Annotated in this window: 18 protein-coding genes, 1 tRNA gene and 2 pseudogenes; 8 read left to right on the top strand and 13 right to left on the bottom strand. The window is 65.6% G+C overall.

From position 1 onward, the window contains the following. A pseudogene (locus ABN028_RS30405) lies at positions 1-212 on the top strand (hypothetical protein); the annotation flags it as partial. A 547-nt stretch (positions 213-759) separates the two neighbouring features. On the opposite strand, the gene ABN028_RS30410 reads toward ABN028_RS30405, so the two are convergent. The 5 genes and pseudogenes from ABN028_RS30410 to ABN028_RS30425 form a co-directional block, all read right to left on the bottom strand. Further along, positions 760-1479, bottom strand: a complete 720-nt coding sequence (locus ABN028_RS30410; protein ID WP_349698984.1) for a hypothetical protein — start codon at positions 1477-1479, stop codon at positions 760-762. 833 nt (positions 1480-2312) lie between these two features. Next, positions 2313-3056 carry a hypothetical protein gene (locus ABN028_RS30415; protein WP_349698985.1) on the bottom strand — a complete coding sequence of 248 codons (744 nt, stop codon included), beginning with the start codon at positions 3054-3056 and terminating at the stop codon, positions 2313-2315. 13 nt (positions 3057-3069) lie between these two features. Continuing rightward, positions 3070-3405 (bottom strand): annotated as a pseudogene (locus tag ABN028_RS35540) (hypothetical protein); the annotation flags it as partial. Positions 3406-3615: 210 nt separating this feature from the next. Then, positions 3616-4668: a LysR family transcriptional regulator gene (locus tag ABN028_RS30420; protein WP_349698986.1), complete on the bottom strand. Its 1053-nt coding sequence runs from the start codon at positions 4666-4668 to the stop codon at positions 3616-3618. A gap of 513 nt (positions 4669-5181) precedes the next feature. Next, entirely contained in the window at positions 5182-5493 is a 312-nt protein-coding gene (locus ABN028_RS30425) for a hypothetical protein (RefSeq protein WP_349698987.1), read from the bottom strand. 226 nt (positions 5494-5719) lie between these two features. On the opposite strand from ABN028_RS30425, the gene ABN028_RS30430 reads away from it, so the two are divergent. Beyond that, positions 5720-6154: a hypothetical protein gene (locus ABN028_RS30430; RefSeq protein WP_349699015.1), complete on the top strand. Its 435-nt coding sequence runs from the start codon at positions 5720-5722 to the stop codon at positions 6152-6154. Positions 6155-6268: 114 nt separating this feature from the next. On the opposite strand, the gene ABN028_RS30435 is transcribed toward ABN028_RS30430, so the two are convergent. Continuing rightward, positions 6269-6559: a hypothetical protein gene (locus tag ABN028_RS30435; RefSeq protein ID WP_349332272.1), complete on the bottom strand. Its 291-nt coding sequence runs from the start codon at positions 6557-6559 to the stop codon at positions 6269-6271. A 724-nt stretch (positions 6560-7283) separates the two neighbouring features. Here ABN028_RS30435 and ABN028_RS30440 point away from each other — a divergent pair. From ABN028_RS30440 to ABN028_RS30450, 3 genes are all read left to right on the top strand, one after another. Further along, positions 7284-8702, top strand: coding sequence for a serine hydrolase domain-containing protein (locus ABN028_RS30440; RefSeq protein ID WP_349698988.1), 1419 nt, complete (start codon positions 7284-7286; stop codon positions 8700-8702). Positions 8703-9048: 346 nt separating this feature from the next. Further along, on the top strand, positions 9049-9549 hold the full coding sequence (locus tag ABN028_RS30445; RefSeq protein WP_349698989.1) for a GNAT family N-acetyltransferase: 501 nt from the start codon (positions 9049-9051) through the stop codon (positions 9547-9549). A 531-nt stretch (positions 9550-10080) separates the two neighbouring features. Next, positions 10081-10527, top strand: coding sequence for a hypothetical protein (locus ABN028_RS30450; RefSeq protein ID WP_349698990.1), 447 nt, complete (start codon positions 10081-10083; stop codon positions 10525-10527). 380 nt (positions 10528-10907) lie between these two features. Here the strand turns inward: ABN028_RS30450 and ABN028_RS30455 are convergent, their stop codons facing one another. Then, the gene (locus ABN028_RS30455) at positions 10908-11294 is read right to left on the bottom strand and encodes a DUF2750 domain-containing protein (RefSeq protein WP_349698991.1); all 387 of its coding nucleotides are present in this window, start codon (positions 11292-11294) and stop codon (positions 10908-10910) included. 408 nt (positions 11295-11702) lie between these two features. On the opposite strand from ABN028_RS30455, the gene ABN028_RS30460 reads away from it, so the two are divergent. Continuing rightward, complete coding sequence (locus ABN028_RS30460; protein WP_349698992.1) at positions 11703-12692, top strand: formylglycine-generating enzyme family protein; 990 nt, start codon at positions 11703-11705, stop codon at positions 12690-12692. 194 nt (positions 12693-12886) lie between these two features. Here the strand turns inward: ABN028_RS30460 and ABN028_RS30465 are convergent, their stop codons facing one another. Continuing rightward, on the bottom strand, positions 12887-13666 hold the full coding sequence (locus ABN028_RS30465; RefSeq protein ID WP_349698993.1) for a Stf0 family sulfotransferase: 780 nt from the start codon (positions 13664-13666) through the stop codon (positions 12887-12889). After that, a complete protein-coding gene (locus ABN028_RS30470; RefSeq protein WP_349698994.1) occupies positions 13663-13914 on the bottom strand; it encodes a hypothetical protein in 252 nt (83 codons plus the stop codon). Before ABN028_RS30470 ends, ABN028_RS30465 begins: the two co-directional genes overlap by 4 nt. 203 nt (positions 13915-14117) lie before the next feature. Here ABN028_RS30470 and ABN028_RS30475 point away from each other — a divergent pair, with 203 nt between their 5' ends. Then, the gene (locus tag ABN028_RS30475; RefSeq protein WP_349331836.1) at positions 14118-14975 is read left to right on the top strand and encodes a sulfotransferase; all 858 of its coding nucleotides are present in this window, start codon (positions 14118-14120) and stop codon (positions 14973-14975) included. A gap of 296 nt (positions 14976-15271) precedes the next feature. Here the strand turns inward: ABN028_RS30475 and ABN028_RS30480 are convergent, their stop codons facing one another. The 4 genes from ABN028_RS30480 to ABN028_RS30495 all read right to left on the bottom strand — a co-directional run bounded on the left by ABN028_RS30480 (position 15272) and on the right by ABN028_RS30495 (position 18567). After that, entirely contained in the window at positions 15272-16195 is a 924-nt protein-coding gene (locus ABN028_RS30480) for a sulfotransferase family protein (RefSeq protein WP_349331837.1), read from the bottom strand. A gap of 686 nt (positions 16196-16881) precedes the next feature. Then, positions 16882-17427 (bottom strand): nuclease-related domain-containing protein, encoded by a 546-nt coding sequence (locus ABN028_RS30485; protein ID WP_349331838.1) that lies wholly within the window; start codon positions 17425-17427, stop codon positions 16882-16884. Between the two features lie 398 nt (positions 17428-17825). Beyond that, positions 17826-18410, bottom strand: coding sequence for a tyrosine-type recombinase/integrase (locus tag ABN028_RS30490; RefSeq protein ID WP_349698995.1), 585 nt, complete (start codon positions 18408-18410; stop codon positions 17826-17828). A gap of 86 nt (positions 18411-18496) precedes the next feature. Next, positions 18497-18567: transfer RNA gene (locus ABN028_RS30495), tRNA-Gln, on the bottom strand. Between the two features lie 216 nt (positions 18568-18783). Between ABN028_RS30495 and ABN028_RS30500 the strand changes: the two genes are divergently transcribed. Then, a complete protein-coding gene (locus tag ABN028_RS30500) occupies positions 18784-19278 on the top strand; it encodes a GNAT family N-acetyltransferase (protein ID WP_349698996.1) in 495 nt (164 codons plus the stop codon). Positions 19279-19312: the final 34 nt, after the last annotated feature.

Here is a 19312-nt window from a genome sequence, read left to right on the forward strand (position 1 = left end):
CAACCAAGTGGAGCGCTGGTTCGCCTTCCTCACCGACCAACTCCTACGCCGCGGCGTCCACAAAAGCGTCCAAGCGCTGGAGAAAGACGTCCGCGAGTGGATCAAGAACTGGAACGAAAACCCCAAGACCGTTCGTCTGGAAGAAGACCGCCGAGGAGATCCTCGACTCCCTCGCCCGATATATCGCACGAATTTCAGGCGGAGGACACTAGTCGATCGCCGGCCTACCCACTGCGGTGCAGGCCACGATGCTCTGCTCCCCCGGATCGATGAACAGGATGTAGTTCCAGCCATCAGGCGTCGGCCCTACCTGGCCCAGCTCTACGGGCGAGGCTCCGAGATCATGTAGACACTGAACCGTCTGGGCAAGTCCGAGAGTCGGGACGTCGTTCGCTCGGGTTTGTCTCAAGCGGACCCCATAGATCTTGGCCAGGGCGTGACGCCGGGACGGCGCCGTACAGGCTGTAGGCGGCGCCGTTGAGCAGGGCGTCGTGGCACTTGCGGCATGCCGGATCCGTCTTCGGGGCGAGGAGCGCCAGAAGTTCCGCACGGCTCATCTCCATCAGTGCAGGATCCCAGGCGAGCGCCATCGGATCCAAAATTCCATCCGGACCTTCTGCCGGCTTCCACAGACGTCCGTCACGCGGCGGCGGACAGACCGGAACGTCCGCGCAAGTCCAGGTCCGTCCAGACCCGGTGTTAGCAGCGGCGTTGGCGCTGATCTCGGCCCTCAAGTACATCGGGACAGGGCCGCGGGAGTTACAGCTGGTGGAAGTCGTAGAACACCGAGACCGGCGCCTCGACGGCGAGTGGCTGCATGGGAAAGCAGCTGGCGATGTCGCGCATATCGGCTTGGCGGTCGAGCCGCTCCAGGAATGTCGCCGCGGCGTCCGGCCGGACCTCGCCGTGGCGGTCGAGGAACTGACCCCAGAGCGGCATGTTGCGGAACCGGGGACCGGCAGGCTTTGCCGTCTCGACGTAGGCCGCTGGGAAGCAGCGCCGGTATGCGGCGAGGTTGTAGAGCCAGGACACGCCAGCTACGCGCGCCGACGCCTCCGCGTGGGCATGGACGTGCCGGAACAGTGCGCGCAGTTCGGCATGTCGCGCCGGCAGGCGGTCGCGGCTGAGTGGCGAGCGGCCGGGCGGCTCGGCGTTGTGAAAGTGCAGCCGGATGCGGTCGTCGCCGAGCTGCGCATAGCCGAAGCAGCCGAAGCGGCCAACCAGCGCCGGGACCTCCACCTCGCGCGGCCGACTCAGGGCGAAGCGATAGGTCCATTCGCCGCCATCGGCCTCGCTTTCCACGCCGACGAGATAGGCCTGCCAGACCGGATGCCTCGGATCGAAATCGCGGCCGAGACCGAAGCGGATGTAGAGGTTGGTGCAGTCGAGCAATGCCTGCTCGAGCGGCAGGCCCGACAGGCTGGCGATGCGGATGGCGAAGCGCCATTGCAGGTCGAAGAACGCCTTGGAGTAGGTCACGGCGAAAACCTAACGACACCCCGACTGGTTCCGGCTGACTGGTGATGCTGGAACAAGCCGCCCGCCGTGAAGGCTCCCCCTGCCGGAGACCTCCCACAGGGAGCAAGTGTCAAGATCTGGGTCACTCCTCTACCGGTAAGACCCGTCGTGCTGGGTTCGCACGAGACCGCACTTTCGCAGAGTCCAGAAGACGTGGCCTAGCAGCTGTCGCTGGTGGTCGTTGTGACGCAGCTGTGCGGCAATCCGACGCCAATGATGGCTGTCCGCGGTCAGGAAGGCGGACCGAGACAACCGCCTATCGCCGCAGTGTGTCTTCAGGGCATGGGATCGTTTTCGACTGCCGCCCGGACGGGCGCGAGCATGGCTTTGGGGATCATGCTGATGCTCACAGCTGGGGGATGTGGCACGTCGCAAGAACCGCTGGGCGAGGTCACACGTGATTCGCCTTGCCCATCGCCTGCCCTGGAGGACGGAAAACTGCCGGCAATGGAGGCGCGGGCGTGTCTTCTGCCAGGACGCAAACTGTCTGTAACCCTCCTAGGTAGTGGATCTTGCAAACCACGGCCGGTGGAGATGAGCGTGGAGTCGCGCCGCGTGCTGCGCATAGCGGTACGCCCTGACGTTGGGTCAGGTGGCGGCGTATGTAGCGCCGACATCTCGCCTGCTCACACGACCCTCCAGCTGCCCGAGGGGGTAGCGGTACAGACTGGTCTGCGGGTCCACGTGGTTGATGGTGATGGGTCTGGGTTCTGGCTCGATGCAAGACCACGGTCAAAGTCTTGAACTGCGCGTCCGAAGCGACACACTGACATAGACAGGGGCAGGCAACATGATCAGGAGTTGGCCAGGCGCACGCCACAGCCAGTCGACCGCGTGGTCATGTGCGGAGACAACGCCCCTGCACTTCGCAGATTCGGACTAGGCGGCGAAGGGCTCGGTGCTCGTCGTAGAGCTGGCCGGTGGCGAGGCAGTGGTGAACCATGCCGCACATTCGGTTGAACAGGTTGCGTTGGGCGGCTGCGTGGCGGTCGCCTCGGTCGCACCGGCGGGAGCTTGGCGCCGGGATGCTGGTGGAAGGCTTCGATGGTGGCTTCGGCCAGCTCCTCGCAGTTGGCGATGGCGGCGTTCAGCATCGCCAGCAGAGCCAGTACCTGGCGAGCGAAGGCACGCTCGACCTGAGCAGGCTGGCGCATGTACTCGGCGCCGAAGATCAGGTGAAGCCGTTCCGCGGAGGCGGACAACCGGCGACTGCGGCCCGCCTTGACCAACAACCTTGTCAGCCTCGCCACAGTGGGCCTGGCTGCCTTTTCCGGGTCCGGAGCGGTCTCGAGCAGCATCCGCGCTACCGGTGCGGCCAGACCGTCCTCCAGGCTGGCGGCAACCTTCAGCATGGCCGGATGGTACTCCCGGAGCAGACTGCGTAGCCGTAACACGACGGCGGTGGGGTCCCACACCGCGTCTTGCTGGGCTCTTGCCAGTACACGGACCGCTTGCGCCAGCTCGCTGTCGGTGGTACCTGCCGTGGACGGCAGCGTCGGTGCGCAGGATGTTAGCCAGCACCAGAGCGTCGCCGGCATCGGACTTCTTCCGCGTCGCCGAGTACCGGTCGCGATACCCCGACACTGCTAGCGGGTTGATCGCATACACCGGACGACCGGTCGCGCGCAGACAGGCGACAAGTAGACCGCGCGAGGTTTCGATCGCTACCGGGATCGGATTTTCGGCCGTGTCGCCGTGCGCGGCCAATAACGCCAAGAGGTCCGCGAACCCCCTGCTGACCTGACCGTTTGCCTGTCTGAGTTGCCACCGATGGCGGGCTTGGCCTTGCAGCCCCACTGGAGTAACCAGGACTGCTGACCTGCGGCGATGCCGAGGTGCCAAGTTGCAGGCTGACAATTGGCGCGACGATTGATGCACTGCCTGCATGGCTGGTTGCGCAATCGGCGGTTGTTCCGGCCGGGTCGTACAACCAGGCTGGTGCCATGGTCAGCGAGGTCATTGTCAAGAACACGGATCGTGGGCGTGCCGGGCGCTTGGTATCGGTCTGTTCGCCCTGGCTCTGGCCACGGTCAGTTCGGATCGAACCGGAGACCGACGCCGAGGCCCGGGAACGAGTGCGCAAAGAGCATGCTCCTGTCATACCTCCGGGCCCTTTTCGACTTCCACGTCCATGTGTCCCTGGACGGGTCTCAGGTGATGCCGACCGACGAACGGGTCACCGGCTGAAGGCCCGATCTCAGGCGGGTTGCGCGAAGAGGCATCTTGCTCGGCCGCGGCCGGCAGGTGGACTGCCGATGACGACTGCGCCGGCGAAGCCGTCGTCGCGTCGGAGACGAGATCGATCAGCCTGGTCAGATGGAGATTGCGAACTCCGTGCCTACGGACCAGGCACAACTCGAGCGGCGGCAGGTCGGTCGCTGGCACGAAAGCGATGTCGTCGCGACGGCATGACTCGGTCAGTGTGTCGACTGTGGCATGGCACAGGTCACCGCGGACAATCCTCATCAGCAAGGGCGGCAGCGTGGTCAGCCCGAGATGAGTGACTCGCACTGGCGTGCCGTCTGGAAGCCGCGGCGGCAGAAGCAGGTCAAGCACCGCCGGTGGTGCCGAGCCGTCATTTCGGATCCAGGAATCGATCTGGGTTGCCGAGATCATCTCCTCGCCGGCGAGTGGGTGGTCGGCCGACATGGCGATCACACGAGCCGGCCGCGCGATGGTGACATCTTCAACCAGGTCTGTGGGCGCCGCTCCGGACCGCCAATAGCACAACACGTCGATCCGATCCTCGCGGAGCGGGTCGTACTGTCGATCGGTCAGGGGAAGTTCAACATGTTCGACCACGGTCTCCGGATAACGGCGGGAGTAGGCTTCGAGCAGCCGGGTCAATGCCCGCCCGCCGGTCGTTGCCGTGAAGCCAACCCGGAGCACGGGACGACAGCCCTTCATCTCCTCCACCGCACCCTGGATCTCGCAGTACGCAGGCTCCACCCTGCTGCGGAACAAGGCACCGGACGCTGTCAGCTCGACACGGCGGCTGGTACGACGGAACAACTGGTTGCCCAACTGTCGCTCCAGCCGAGTGATCACCCGGCTCACGTTCGATTGAGGTATCCGCAGCCGTTCAGCGGTGCGGCCGAAATGGAGCTCCTCACACAGGGTCAGGAAGATTTTCAGCTCGGAAAGCTCCATCGGTATGGCTCCATCTGACTGGGGGCCCGCAGCGGACAGGCTGGCAAACAGTACGCCGATCATGCACGATCTGCGAGCCCGCACGCCAAGATGTCGGGGGAGCTGCCGGCTCGGTACGTGGCGGCGTTCGTCGACTTCTGAATCATCGAGGCCCCAGACCTCGACGTGGCACTCAAGCTCGCCGCCAAGGGGTCGAATGCCTGCAACGCCACGATCGAGGTGCGGCCCTCGGAGGGCAAGGTGAGCCCCGCGGGCATGCTCCCCGAGTATTTCGCAATCGTCGGCGCGGCCATCTCATCCTTCGGCGGTCTCTACTATCTCTACGAAACCACCGTCGGCAAGTCACAGCCCAACCGAGTCACCTGGCTGCTCTGGTGGCTGTTCCCGACGGTCATCTTCGTCGCCCAACGCGCCCAGGGTGTCGACGAAGCGTCTTGGCTGACATTCGCCGCCGGCTTCACTCCGCTTCTCGTCGTCATCGCCTCCTTCCTCAACAAGAAGGCCTACTGGAAGTCACGGCCGACGGATTACGGCCTGATGGCTGCGGCGATCGTCGGCATCATCGCGTGGGCGGTGACGAACGACCCGAACCTCGCGATCGTCTTCGCGTTGGCAGCGGACGTTCTCGCGGGCGTGCCGACATTCATCAAAGCGTTCAGGCACCCCGAAACCGAAAGCTGGATCGCCTACACCATCAGCACTGTCGGGTTCGGCCTGGGAATCCTGGCGATACGCAGCTTCAGCTTCGAGAGCAGTGCTTTTGCTATCTACGTCTTCCTCATGAACGGCGTTCTCGCGATAGTCGCCCGAAAGCGGGCAGGTCAACGATGTCCGTCCTCCACGATTCCTTTGGGAGCAAACCGTGAACCGAACCCAGATAGCCCGAACCATCGCCGTAGTGCTGTCTCTGTGCTCCGTCCTGCTCGGTACCGGCAACGTCGCGGCCGATCTGCCACATCACAAGGGTGGTCCCGGCGCACGCGTCGGGATACAGGACGAACCCAGGGACCTGCTGAGCCAGCTGGATGGGACCTGGAACGTGCAGCAACGCATGTGGACGGGCCCAGACAGCGATCCGGTAACATTGCCGGCCGCGACGGCACATCGCCGGTTCGTCCACAGCTCCTACGTCGAGGAGAAGATGGAGTTGGCGAAAGGTGTGGAGGGCGACTCGTTCACGAGGAGCGCCACGGTCAGCTGGAACGTCGTCACCCAGACCTATGAGTACTTCTCGATCGACTCGCGGCTTCCGCAGATGATGACGTACCCCACTGCCACCGAACACGCCGGCTCTCTCTGGTTCACGCTTCGCGAGCCGTTTGTCGCCCCGACGTGGGGTAACGACTCCGATGTGCCGTTCACAGCGCGACTCCGACTCCAGCCAGGCGCGCACCGCCAGGTCGTCAAGCTGTACCTGAAGCGACTGTCCGCCGAGCCGACCGAGGAGTTCGTCGCCTTCGAGTACATCTACACCCACGCGCGCTGACCCTTGGCCAGTTCCATGCCTGAACACCACAACCCAGCGACACCAGCGGCGGGCGGTTGCTGGGCATCCACTCCCAGCATCGCTCGCGGCAGCGCCGCAGCTGCGCGTAGAACTTCACAAGGGCGCGTGCGCTGAGCGTCCGGATCGGTATGTCGCCCAAGCCCGGTCTGATGACTCGCTCGACGTACCAGCGGTGGTTGTCGGGGTGGTCTCCTCGATGTCGTGGACCTGGATCCAGGAGTCGAGGACGTAACCGAGCGTCGCCTTGGTGGCCGCCTGGCGCTGCTTGTCGACCTGCGCAAGGAGCCGGGTGCGGATCTTCTCCGCCTCGCCTTGGTCCTTCGTCGACTCGGTGAGGTAGCTGTCCTTGCCGGTCAACGGGTCGAGGCCGGCGCACACCCCCAACGAGTCGCCTCGCCGCCGAACCGAGCCGCGTGGGCGCCGTATCGCCCCGCTTCCCGGCCATGCGGGGCATTGTGCTCATGGGCAACGCCATGGGGCACAGACCCGACGCAATGGTGTCCAGCGCACGTATCCGCTGGTCAGGGTGCTGGGGTGGGAGGACTCGAACCCCCATCATCAGATCCAAAAGGCGATGAGCACCTCCAGCATGCTGCTGACCTGCGACGATGCTGAGCCAACCTCTGTCTTCAGTGTCATCCGCGGCACCAGGAGCCTGCAGTTCATTGACAGAGCCATTGACAGCCGATCATGGTCCGGCCTGTGGGGATGACCCCTCGGTAGGAGATGTGGACAGGTAGACGGTGATCGTTCAGGCGTTCGTCACGGCATCGCGGGTCGATGCCGTTCGTTCCCGAAGGTGCGGTCCTGGACGTTGTGACCACAGAGCCGACACGGCTTCGGTCAGAGGTACGGTCGCCAGGCGTCAAACTGGGCGGTCATGCCGTCGAGGGCGGACTTCATCTCGAAGGTTACGTGCGAGCGTCCGGACTGCCGTCTGGACCGTCGTAACGTCCTCGGACCCGTGATCGGCCCTGTCTTGGGCACGCGGAGGGCCGCCGACATCGCATTCAGATCTCTCGCAAAAACAGGACACAACGGTGTCCGGCTTCGCCGGTACGGTCGTGGGCGAGTTCGGGTGCCTATCTGCGTCGGAAGGAGATCGAGGATGACGAGTTTCGGGCTACCTGATCCAAGGAAGCAGGTCGCGCCCGTCATGGGACAGCTGACAGGAATGCGAAGGCGGCTGGAGAAGCGGTTCGCTGACCTGGTTGCCGAGTGTCAGGTGCCTGGAGCTGCGGTGGCCGTGACGGCCGAGGGCGGCATGGTCGAGGCTGCTGCTGGCGTCCTCAGCAGGCGTACTGGTGTCGAGGTGACGCCGGACTCGGTGTTCCAGATCGGGTTGGTTGCCAAGGTGTGGACCGCAACGCTTGTAATGCAGCTGGTCGACGAGGGTCTCGTCGACCTGGACGTGCCCGTGCGTACATACGTCCCGAATTTCCGGGTGGCCGACGACGACGCATCCGAGACGATCACCCTTCGCCACTTGCTATGCCACACGGCAGGCTTCGAAGGCGACTACTATCCCGGGACGCACGGCGGAGCCGCTGAGACCCTCCAGAGGTATGTGGAGAGCGTCCTGCCAAACCTTCCGCAGTACTTCGCTCCTGGCGAGATGTGGTCCTACTCCACCGCCGGTTTCGACGTTCTCAGCAGGGTCGTCGAAGTGCTGCGGAACATGCCGTACGCCGACGCGCTGCGACACCATCTGGTCAGTCCGCTCGGCTCGGGACAATTCGCCTCGTGCGCCGACGAGGCGATCTTGTTTCGTGCTGCCGTGGGTCATGTACCGACGGGACCGGACGGGCCTGCGGAGCCGGTGACGACCTGGGCGCAGCCGTGTTGGCCGAACGGCGGCCTGGCCATGTCAGCACAGACAATGCTCGGCATCGCGCAGCTGCAACTGCGGAACGGCCTGGCGGCTGACGGCAGTCGGCTGCTGTCAGCGGACGCCGCTGCGGAAATGACGCAGCCACAGGTCGAGCAGCCCCGACTCGGAACGTCGGTCAGCTGGCACGGGCTCGGCTGGATGGTGCACGAGTGGGAAGGGCGAGAAGTGCTCGGCCATACCGGCGGAACCGTCGGCCAACACTCGTTTCTCCGGATCGTTCCTGACTGTGACGTTGCCGTCGCGCTGCTGACCAACGGCGGCGACGCGGGCAAGCTCCATAACGACCTCTGGACCCTTGTGCTCGCCGACCTGACGGGTCTCCGTCCGCCACCCGCGCTCGTCCCGCCCACGAAACTCGAGCTCCGCAACCCGGAACGCTATATCGGCTGCTACCAGCTCTTCCAACGGAGCGTCGAGACCGTACTGGCAGACGGCGCCGGCAAGCTCTGGCTTGTAAACGCAGCCGACGACGAGCGCGCCGAACTGGCGCATGTCGAGGGCGATCTGTTCGCCGCTCTCAACCCGAGTGGGCAGGTGACCCGAGCAGTGATGTTTCTCGGCGCCGACGAAAACCATCAAGCCGCGTACCTGCACTCCGGCGAAGCTGCCCCCAGGGTTGCTACAGCGCCCGGATGATGCAGATGTACGCGACCATGCGGAGTGTGGCGTCGGCAGCTCCCGCTCCAATCCTGGAAGGGTCGGGCCGTAGCCGCATTGTCGGCTGGCGCCCAGGGTCGTCCAGCCCGCCTGTTAGCAACGGCGTAAGCAAGGAACGACGCATTACGAGTAGGTTCTCGTGCGCAGGCCACTCCGTCGTCCTGGTGCCTCTGAGCCTGGCCTGGTGCTGGTGAGCGTTGATCATTGACGGCTGGTGAGGGCTGTTCGGGGGACGTGAGGGGCACGGCTAGCGGCTCTCCTGGCATCGTTCGTCCCAGAGAAATCCTGTGGCGCCACAATCGCAGCACAACTACGGTCGCCGGCTATGGCCCCTGCAGGGATCTACCTGGAGATGACCGATCCAAGCCATCTGCGCCCCTCGCCCAGAGTTCCGGAACTCGTCGTTGACGAGGTGTCCCCCTCGGCTGCCCCCACGATCTGCCGGCTGTACCGGGAGATCTGGAACAACAGCGGCCGCAGCGCGTGGTCGCCCGAACGATGGGCCGAAGAGCTGAGCCCTCCACACATCCGCACCTGGATAGCCAGGATCGGAGAAGATCCAGTTGGGTTCGCCGAGATCGGCTGGCAGGCCAACGGCCACGTCGCCATCGTCGTCATCGGCATCGTCCCTCCCTTCCAAGGCCGCGGCATCGGCGGCGACTTCGTGTCCCGCATGACCCACATGGCCTGGAAGACCCCCACGTCGGACGGAAGGCCAACCACCCGCGTGTGGCTGTGGACGGTCCCCGATGAACATCCGCACACCATCCCGAACTACCTCAGCCGAGGCTTCAGCGAGACCGAGCGGGGCAACGAGGCGGACTAGGGGGTCTGTTGCCAGACGAAGGCCCGGAACGAACTGCGCTGCCGAAGCCCAGCTTGGAAGGTGCCGAACGAGCGCTGGTATGGATGGGATCATGCCTTCGTGCCCGGGCCCCGAGTGGTCTGGAGCGGCCTCCGTGTACCTGGTCTGATGGCACGTGGATAGCACGACGACGGTCAGATGGGAATCTTACATATCCGACGCTCAGAGCCCCATCTCAGGCGAGGGGGGGCGGCCTGGAACGGACTGGAGTAGCCACCGTTGTCCTCGGTTAATGGCCCGCTAATGGCCCGGCCTGGACCCCCGATGCGAACTATCGGCGCGACGATCGCGGTCGCCCAGACGTACGTCACGCCATCTCGGGTCGGGACGGGTCGGCCGTGGTCGTTGGCGTTGCTGTACTCCGCTGCTGTACGACCTGCGCGGCAGGTGCGACATCCCGCTGTACGGACAAGTGACTAGCATCGCTCGCCGGGAGCTGGCTGCCGTCTGATGAATGAATCGAGCGAGTGCATGAGCGATGACGTTCTCTCAGTGATTCCGACCGCGCCGTACTGGCAACCAGACCGGGCCGCAGCTGATCGGGCCGCAGCGATCGCAGCGGAGTTGGCCCCGGGCCCGCCGGGCGGCGTCGCCGTCCAGATCGACATCACCTGGCACGACACGCTCACCCTTGTCGACTGCGGCGCGAACCTTGAAAAGATCAGCTGCCCTCTCTGCCGCGCGCCGATCGACACCGAGTGGTGGGCAGACCAGATTGGAGTCCGACACGATGACGGTTATACAACCCTCGTGGTCGAGGTCCCCTGCTGCGGCGGCACCACATCACTCGACGACTTGGACTACGACTGGCCGTGCGGCTTTGCGCGCTTCGAGATCGCCATCTGGAACCCCGAGCGCACCTGGTTCAGCGACGAAGAGCTGGCCACCATTGCCGATGCACTCGGGAACAACGTCCGTCAGATCAGGGCCCACATCTGACCTTGACCGACGCCACGACGAGAGCCGACGATCCCCCCTGGATTGGAAGGCACGCGGAGGGCACGGGACCTTGTGACCCGCAGAGGCAGGCAACTCAATCGCGGCCTGCTCGTCTGCGCTCCGGAGGTCGTCGACCAGGTGCTCATCGTCGCGGGGCGTTGCAGGTCGTTGGGGTCACGCTGGGGTCAATCCTGCGTGCGATGAGAGCCCCAGCTTGGAAGATGTGCCACGTCCGCTGGATCGCGTCACGCGGGTGCCACGCCTGCTGGCGAGCCCGAGCTGGCCCGCACTCAGTCGACCGTGGTAACCGACAATCGCCCTGGCGTGCCGCACGATCGGGCACGTAGCGGGCACGCCGATCCGTGGTCGGCATGACACCACTACCAGGGGTTTGGGCGATCCTTGGCGGATCCCGGCTCACGGCGAGCATCGAGGTTCCTCAGCACGTCTGCAACGGCCAGGTCGTATCCGGTGGCGCGAGCTCCACTCCAGTTGAGTCCGATCCGGAGTCCGTCTTTCTCGAGGTTGGGCAGCCACTTGTCCAACCAGTCCTGTCCAGAGATCTCAACCGGCTCCATTCCGGCGTATGCCGGAACGTTGGCGATGATCTTCTCGGCACGGCTCCGCTTCGACCAGAAGGGCATGGCACGCGCGCCCTCAGGGTTGCGCGGAGCCGGGAAACCGGCGTCGTCTCTCACGGCGAAGACTTGGCCGTTGGTGAGGAACTCCTCGTAGAAGGCGCTTGCCTGTGCGGAGGCTACGGACATGTCGACGATCGTGCGGCTTCGGTCACGAAGCGTCAAGCATCCGTCGGTGTCGGTGCCTGCGCAACGCTCCCGCGCTGCCCGGCGCGACCGGCCGAGCTACGCATTACGAGTGGGTTCTCGTGCGCAGGTCACCCCTCGATCAGAAATTCGCTGACCGTGGACTGTTCCTGGTAGGTGTGGGTTGTTGAGGGCTGGTGACGGCCATTCGGGGGCACCTCGGGGGCATCGGTCGACCAGGGACTGACGCCGCTCGACAGGGTTTGCACCGATGTTGACGTGAGCCTGCGACAGGTGTTTGTACCCATCGCTGTACGTGCTGGCAGGGTTTGGAGTTCCCGATCTCGCGTGATGGTCCGGGTGTGGTCGAGATGCTGGCCGTCGCGCATCTGTCGGTGGAGCATGGTCGCCGTGCCTGACCGCATACCCGCTCGTCCAGAGGCACCTGACGCGGCGTCGGCGACCGAGGTTGCTAGTCCTGTCGATCTCGCCGCGATGGTGTTCGTTCCTGCCGGGTCGTTCGTCATGGGCTCGGATCGAACGGCGGTGTTGCAGCTGTGGGAACGATACGGCTGGGACCATCGGTGGATCGACGGGCAGGTCGGCGGCATTGACTGGATCGGCGAGCTGCTGGCCCACGAGGTGGAACTCGACGGCTTCTGGATGTACCGCGATCCTGTGACGATCGGCCAGTACCACCAGTTCATGCTGGCCACCGAGCATCCCGCGCCGGTCGATGCCGACATCCACGGCCCGTGGAACAGCGCCTGGGCTGACGGAGCGCCGATCCCCGGCAGCCATGACCTACCGGTGAGCTCGGTCAGCTGGGACGACGCCGCCGCCTACTGCAGCTGGGCAGGGGTTCGGCTACCTACCGAGGCGGAGTGGGAGTACGCCGCACGAGGACCTGCCAGCTCGATCTTCCCCTGGGGTGACGACTGGAGACCAGATGCCTGCCGTTCCGCCGAGGACACCGCTGGCCGACCATTCACTGACAACGACGAGTGGCGCCGCTGGCTCAACGGTGGCTCGACCCGACGCCAGTCCGACGGCAGGTTCGACCAGCCCTGCTGGCTCAATGAACACGTCGCCCAACTCGAAGGTCCCACACCTGCAGGCAGATATCCGGATGACCGCAGCTGGTGCGGTGTGCGTGACTTTGCCGGTCAAGTACGGGAATGGTGCGCCGACTGGTACGACCCCAACTACTACGCACACAGCCCGCGCCATAACCCGCCCGGCCCTGACGGCCCTGCCGGAACCGTCGCTTGCCGGTCGCTCCGCGGCGGCGCCTGGCTCTCCTCCGCCTACACCAGCCGCGGCGCGCAACGCCTGTTCTACCCACCGGACTCGCGAGACACCAACGACCACGGCTTCCGCCCCGTGGTACACCCCGGGTAGCGCACGGATTAATCGAGCGACGTCAGGATCGGCTCACCCCTGCCTTGCAAAGGCATATTCGGTGTCCACGCTCAGCTGAGCGTCGACCGATCCGGCGTTCGGGCCGTCCTGACTTGACCGCTGCTGACCGTGACAGACCATGATCGGCCGCTCGATCTGGCACACAAGTGGCACGCCGGCTGCAAGCACAGCGGTCAGCTCCTCGCCGCACGCCCGCGGCGGAAGCGCTGGTACCAATCTTCGGAGGCCTCGTCGGCTAGGCGGTCGAGGGCGGGGCGCGGGATGGTGATGTCGGCGTGCCCGGGAATCTCTAGAAAGTCGAGCAGTTGGCGAACCGTCGGGTCGTAGTCGGCGACCAGATCCTCATAGACCACGGTGTACGGGACCACGCCCCAGCGGTCGAACTGATCCTGCATTTCGGCCTCTTGCCGGTTGATGCCCATGAGCAGAAAGTCGAGATCGTCGTAGTCGTAGTGATGAATCACATCGGCGGCGCTGGTGCGCGGCGGCGCCTCGCCAAATACGGTGTCGGCGCGGTTGGGCCGGTGCCACTCCTGTGATCGGATCGCGCGCAGCCACGAGACCGCCGGGCGGAGCTTGTTTCGCCGGGTCATGAACACGTGTTTGCAAGCGGGAAAGACCGCCTCCCACGCCTTGGATCCATCGGGATCGACCACGCCCGGAATGATCCCCGCGAACAGAGCCGTCAGCTCCAGGTGCCCGTCGGCGTCGATGCCGTACTTGGAACCCATCACGCCGTTGGGCGTGGCAGCCTCGCGCCAGAGGAAGTCGCGCAGCTGCACGGCATCGCGGACGCCATATTTGGCCGGCAGCCCGTGGCCAGCCGGATCCTCGAGCCACTCGCGCGGACGCCCGGCGATACCGGTGTCCTCCAGCGCTTGGGTCAACATGGAGCTGCCCACGCGCTGGCTGAACCAAATGAGATACGACTGTCGGGGCGCTGCGACCGTCATGCGGCGGAGCTATGTGATTCGCTGCCGTTACCTGCGGCCGTCGCAACACCGGCTATGTCCGCAGGATCCTTGACTCCTACCGTGCCAACGGCGGCGTCCTCGTCGAAGACCTGGGGGAGAACCTCTTCGCCCACAAGCTGGGCAGCGAACTCGGCAGACTCGCCGACATGCTTGCCGACGTGCTCGGCGGCCGGCCGATGGCCGGTTGGCAGACCCGCTACAAGGACCCCGACGAAGGCGTCACCCATCTCCTCCAGGAAGTCCTCACCAAGGGAGCCGTCAGGAACCGACGAGTAGGTGTGGGTCTTGGCCCCGAAGTTCTCGTCGGCCGCAAGGGGGCCGTCGGCGAGTTAGGGGCGCTGGGCGGCTCGTGGGCGTACGCCGATGGTGTTCCTGCCGAGGTGGCCGTAGAGCGTGCCGCGGCATCCCCCCTCTGCTACGATGACCCATCGTGTCCAAATCACTACCATTTGTCACGGCTACGCTCACGGCCATTCCCCGAGTGCGGAGACTAGTCGACCATTGTGACCACCTGGTCACGCAAAACGAGCAGCTGCTAGCAGCGGTCGAACTGCTCACCGACGAGCGTGAAGCCGCAGAAGCCAGGGCCGGGCAGCTCGCGTCGGCTCTTCGTCGTCTGCCGGCCATGGATGCCGAGAGTGCCACCGACCTCGACTATCTCTTTATTGTCACGTACGGCCGCTCGGGTTCGACGCTGTTGATGGGGCTGCTCGACGCCATACCGGGATACTGCATCCGTGGCGAGAACGGTGGCGTGCTCTACAAGTTGTTCGAGTATCACTCCACGGCCGCGAAGTTCTGCGCCAAGTGGACGACTGACAACCCCCTCCCACCGCAGCACCCGTGGTACGGCATCGACGACTATCCGGATGATCTCGCCACCCTCCGTATGCGCCAGCTTGTTGTCGACACGCTGCTTCGGCCGGAGCCCGGGACTCGGGTCACGGGTTTCAAGGAGATCCGTTGGTGGATGCAGGAGCCTTTCGAGTACATCGACTTCATCGAGTCGCTGTTTCCCAAGGCTCGCTTCGTACTCAACACGCGCAACCTCGATGACGTCGCGAAGAGCAGCTGGTGGCATAAGGAGCCTAATGCGCGAGGCGATCTCGCCAAGATCGAGGACCGGTTAAAGGCCGCGGTTGGCCTTCGCGGAGATCGCGGTTACCACGTGCATTACGATGATTACATCAAGGATCCGGCGGTCCTGCGTGAGCTTTTCGAATGGCTCGATGAAAAGTACGACGCCGACCGGATCGCATCTATCCTCGCGATACGGCACTCGACCTAACCGCCGCCGCCCAAACGATCACGCGAGCGTGGGGGTCGCCCACACAGCTCGGCGAGATCACGCCGACCGCGCCCCATCACGCCGCCCCATAGTGAAGAGTTCCGGGGAAGCGCCGTCGACGGTCCCCGAGCCGAGCGGGCGTCGTTCGTGCCATCGGCCGACCCGCTGTCGTCCCCGCGTCAGGACGCTCCTCCCCGTCGCTTAATAGGGGGTGTCCAGTAAGGAACGACGCACCCTCTACGGCCACCTCGACAGGAACACCATCGGCGTACGCCCACGAGCCGCCAGAGCGATGTTCAGCTTGGGTAAGCCTGGTAGGAGAGCCGCTCCATGATTGGGCGCAGCTGTGCCTGGAGGGCTGCCGCTTCAGGCGGCGTGATGTAGTCGTGCCAGTTTTTGGTCTTGGTGGTGAGCTCGCCGAACAGGTGCGGATCGGCTGTGCGCCTGGTGGGATTCGGATTGCGTTCTCGGATGATTTCGGGGTCGAATGCTTCGCCGACGAATTCGCAGATCTGTCGACCGGCCGCCTGCGGATCTGCCGTGAACGTCTCGTAGGAGTGCATCAGAAACGACCTCGACACGCTCTCGGCGGCGGCGAGCGCCAGCGTGGAGTTCCGTGCCCATCGCTGGGCGAACGCCTCGGGTGACATGCGCGCCCAACGCGCGGCAGCGGGGTCGACGTTCGCGCGTCGTACGTAGGAGGTGTAGACGTCGACCGGGTGCCGGTGGATGTAGATGAGCCGCGCGTTCGGGTAGCACCGCAGGAGCCGATGGACGTACTTGATGTGAGCCGGTGTTTTCTCGAGCACGCGGCGGGCGCCACGCGCGGCTCGCGCGTGGTGGAAGTAGGAACGGACGACGAGCGGGTGTCCACTGGCCGTCCAGATCCGACTCCGGTGGCGGGTGGGTACGCGCCGAAGGGCGGCCGCGCCCGCGGCGAGGACCGGCCGCAGCGGTGCGATCGAGGCGAGGAACGCCTGGTAGCGATCGTCGTCATGGGCCATGTGGCCGTACATTGTGGGGGGTTCCCGGGGCCCGAACGACGCATGGCTGTCAAGGTGGACCATGATCTTGCTTTCCCACAGGTTCTCCGATCGCGGGCGGAACGCCGGATGCTTCTGCAGCATGCGATAGAGGATCGTGGTGCCGCTTCGCGCCTCGCCGACGATGAAGACGGGGCTGGTCGCTCGCTCGGTCCGGGAGATCTCCAGCAGGTTCACGGTCGCGGACGGTACCGGCGCAAGGTAAACCAAAGGCCATTGCTTCAACTTCACAGATCCACCTTCTCGACGCCCTGTTCGTAGCCCGGGCACAGCAATTGGCCCTCACTGAGGGTCATATTCCATTGCATACCCATACGAAATGCTCTTCACACCCGCGCAGGAGCTCCTTGGCGCCGTCGGCTGACAGCTCGCCTACGGCTGGCTCTGGTGCCTGCAGGTTCACCCGCCACTCACCTCGCCTCCGGACCCCGACTCCGACCGCGCCAAGCCTTGCCCACCTCGCCGTACGCCTCAACCGGTTTCACCCCCGGCAACATGGCCGTCCGAGGGAGAGGAGGACGGCGCTGCGCTCACTGAGACCACCCACAGGGGTGGGTAACCGTCCAGAGAGCCGTTGAGGGCCGGAGTGGAGGCCGGAGACTGGCATGCGAGGACATCGGGCGGCTGACAGCGATGTTCAGCCAGCGCCTACAACATGCTCCGTCTGCCCGCCCGGCGAGCCCGAGGACGGCCGCCCACGGCCGCCCGCAAGGGCGGTAGCCGGGCGGTGCGCCGCGTCAGCGGCGCCTTGACTTACCTCAGAGCTGGATTCCGCAGCGGCCGCGACTGACGTCTCGTACCCGGCCTACCGTGCGGGCTGCGTGCGACCGGAAGGCATCCAGGTGCTCGCCCGCCGTGCCACCTCATACAGCGCGTGCTGCTCGTCGCGAGTGCAGGTGCCACAGGAGCCCGGAGCGGGCGAGGACCAGGACGCTTCGGGTAAGGCGTCCGCGGATGCGGACCGCTCCGACGACGACGACAAGCGGGGAGACCTCGACTGGTCGGCCGTGGGCACGGCTGAGCAGTTTGGCGGCGCGGCGGGCTTCGCCGAGAGCCTTGGCTGCGTAGGCGGTGGGCTGGCCGCGGACGAAGATGACTTCCCGTCCGGCCTTCACGTGCGCTCCACGGTGGTGCTTGGTGTTGATGGTGAGGATCCCGCCCGGCCCGATGAGTAGGTGGCCGATGTCGGCGCCCTGGTCCCCGACCGGGATCGCATGCAGACTCCGCCATCCCAGGGCGCGTGCCCACCACAGCGTGCGACCAACGAGTCGTTCGCCTCGAGCCCCGACCCGCCAAGAGGCGTCACGGGTCCGGAAGCCGAGCAGGCGAGCTAGGCGGGTCCAGGTCGTGCTGCGTGCCTGCGCAGCCTGCAGCGCCGCCTGGCCGGGTCTGTTCCTGGCCAGGTCCATCCACGCACCGTCCGGACCAGACGCGACGACTGCCTCCGACCGGTTCCGACGCGCCCCGCCGCTGCCGTTCCGCACTCCCCTCGCGTGGGCGGACGTCGCCTCAGCGGTCGGCGTCCTTGTGCGCTGTGCGGGGGCTTCGTCGCCCCGACCGCGCGGTACGCCAGGAACGGGCAGACGGACTTCGGTGGGCCAGAGCCCGGCATGCCGGGCGTGCCCGTTGGCGCGGAGCCAGCGGCCGACCTCGACGCCGATGTCGTCGGTCCAGGCCAGACCGTTCTTCGGGTGAGGTTGGCCGGTCTGCAGGTCGACGTACCCACGGTCAGCACCATTGGCCGCCCGAACGTAAAGCCGATCACGCCCGGCCCGGGTCCATCGAGTCAGTCATACACCCATGGTAATCATGGTGCCACTCTCTGCCATCGGCTACAGGCATGCTGCTTGCATTCGACGGTCACGCACCGAGCCTTCGCGCAGTCGTGGATCTCGCGGGCCCGCGCCGAAGGGCGCCCAGTGCCCCAACGGTGCCTCACAGCCCGGCACTCGTGAGGCTCCTCGCTTCGATGCTCGACGTACGGCTTCCCATCGCATCGGTCGCGGCAGTGTCGCAGCTGCGCGTAGAGCTCCTCCAGCGATCGGGCAGTCAGCTTCTTGATCGGCACATCACCAAGCGCCGGGCGGATGACACGCTCGACGTACCAGCGGTAGTTGTCCCGCGTCGTCTCCTCGACGTCGTGCACCTTGAGCCACTCGTCGAGGACGTAGCCGAGCTTCGCCTTCGTCGCGGCTTGGCGCTGCTCGTCGACCTGGGCGAGGAACCGCGTTCGGATCCGCTCGGCCTCGCGCTCGTCTTTCGTCGACGCCGTGAGGTAGCTGTCCTTGCCCGTCAGAGGGTCTGTTCCGGCGTAGACGAGTACCTGGTACGAGCCTCCGCGGCGGCGGATGAAGCCGCGCTGACGACGCTTGGTGCCGTTCTTCGGAGGCATGTCCGGAGTGTACTCATTGACACTCCCATTGACAGCAAACCGTTCACTCCAGCGCAAGTGGATGCATAGGTGCAGGTCAGAGCGGGCTGGGGTGGGAGGACTCGAACCCCCATCATCAGATCCAAAATCTGAGGTCTTGCCCTTAGACGACACCCCACAGAGCGCTCCACAGCCTACGCGGGGGAGGGTCGGCGCCTTCCACCGGTTTATGACCGTACGACGGCACCTCCGGACCCAAGCCCCGGACACACGCGGGGACGAGTTTCGTCACGCATTGGCGACCCGCCGCAACTGCGCGTCACCCAGCGGGACGGCGGTCAGGCCGACGGGTCGACAGCGCGGAGGGCGCGGCGCCGGATGGCAGGATGACCGGGTGCCTCCCGCCTTGACCCTCGCTCCGATACTCGCCGACGATCGACCGGTGGTCGAACGACTCTGGCAGCTGTACAGCCACGACCTGTCGGAGTTCCGTGGTGCGATGCCGACCGACGAAGGGCTCTACAGCAGCGGGCGGCTGCCGCTCTACTTCGGCGATCCCGACCGGTGCGGCTACCTGATCCACACCGACTCCGGGCTGGCGGGTTTCGCCCTCGTCCGCGGGCTGTCGGGGGAGGCTCGGGTGATGGGCGAGTTCTTCGTCGTACGCGCGGCGCGCAGACAGCGCATCGGGCATGTCGCCGCGACCGAGTTGCTCAGCCGGCACCCGGGGCCCTGGGAGATCCCGTTCCAAGAAGCGAATCCCGCGGCCGCCCGGTTCTGGCGGCGGGTCGCGACGGCGGTGGTCGGGTCGGCCTGGAAGGACGAGCTTCGCCCGATCCCGGGCCAGCCCGACCTGCCGCCCGACACCTGGCTGCTCCTTACCACCTGACGACGCCGTACGCATCGCACGCGACCGCACGAGG

The organism is Actinopolymorpha sp. B17G11, from assembly GCF_040196095.1.
Lineage (GTDB): Bacteria > Actinomycetota > Actinomycetes > Propionibacteriales > Actinopolymorphaceae > Thermasporomyces.

Coding starts and splice junctions, on each gene's coding strand:
- ABN028_RS30415 (WP_349698985.1), bottom strand. CDS start 3,056: ATGCCGGCGACGCTCTGGTGCTGGCTAACATCCTGCGCACCGACGCTG.
- ABN028_RS30420 (WP_349698986.1), bottom strand. CDS start 4,668: ATGGAGCTTTCCGAGCTGAAAATCTTCCTGACCCTGTGTGAGGAGCTC.
- ABN028_RS30430 (WP_349699015.1), top strand. CDS start 5,720: ATGTGGACGGGCCCAGACAGCGATCCGGTAACATTGCCGGCCGCGACG.
- ABN028_RS30440 (WP_349698988.1), top strand. CDS start 7,284: ATGACGAGTTTCGGGCTACCTGATCCAAGGAAGCAGGTCGCGCCCGTC.
- ABN028_RS30445 (WP_349698989.1), top strand. CDS start 9,049: ATGGCCCCTGCAGGGATCTACCTGGAGATGACCGATCCAAGCCATCTG.
- ABN028_RS30455 (WP_349698991.1), bottom strand. CDS start 11,294: ATGTCCGTAGCCTCCGCACAGGCAAGCGCCTTCTACGAGGAGTTCCTC.
- ABN028_RS30465 (WP_349698993.1), bottom strand. CDS start 13,666: ATGACGGTCGCAGCGCCCCGACAGTCGTATCTCATTTGGTTCAGCCAG.
- ABN028_RS30470 (WP_349698994.1), bottom strand. CDS start 13,914: ATGGGTGACGCCTTCGTCGGGGTCCTTGTAGCGGGTCTGCCAACCGGC.
- ABN028_RS30485 (WP_349331838.1), bottom strand. CDS start 17,427: ATGGACCTGGCCAGGAACAGACCCGGCCAGGCGGCGCTGCAGGCTGCG.
- ABN028_RS30490 (WP_349698995.1), bottom strand. CDS start 18,410: ATGCCTCCGAAGAACGGCACCAAGCGTCGTCAGCGCGGCTTCATCCGC.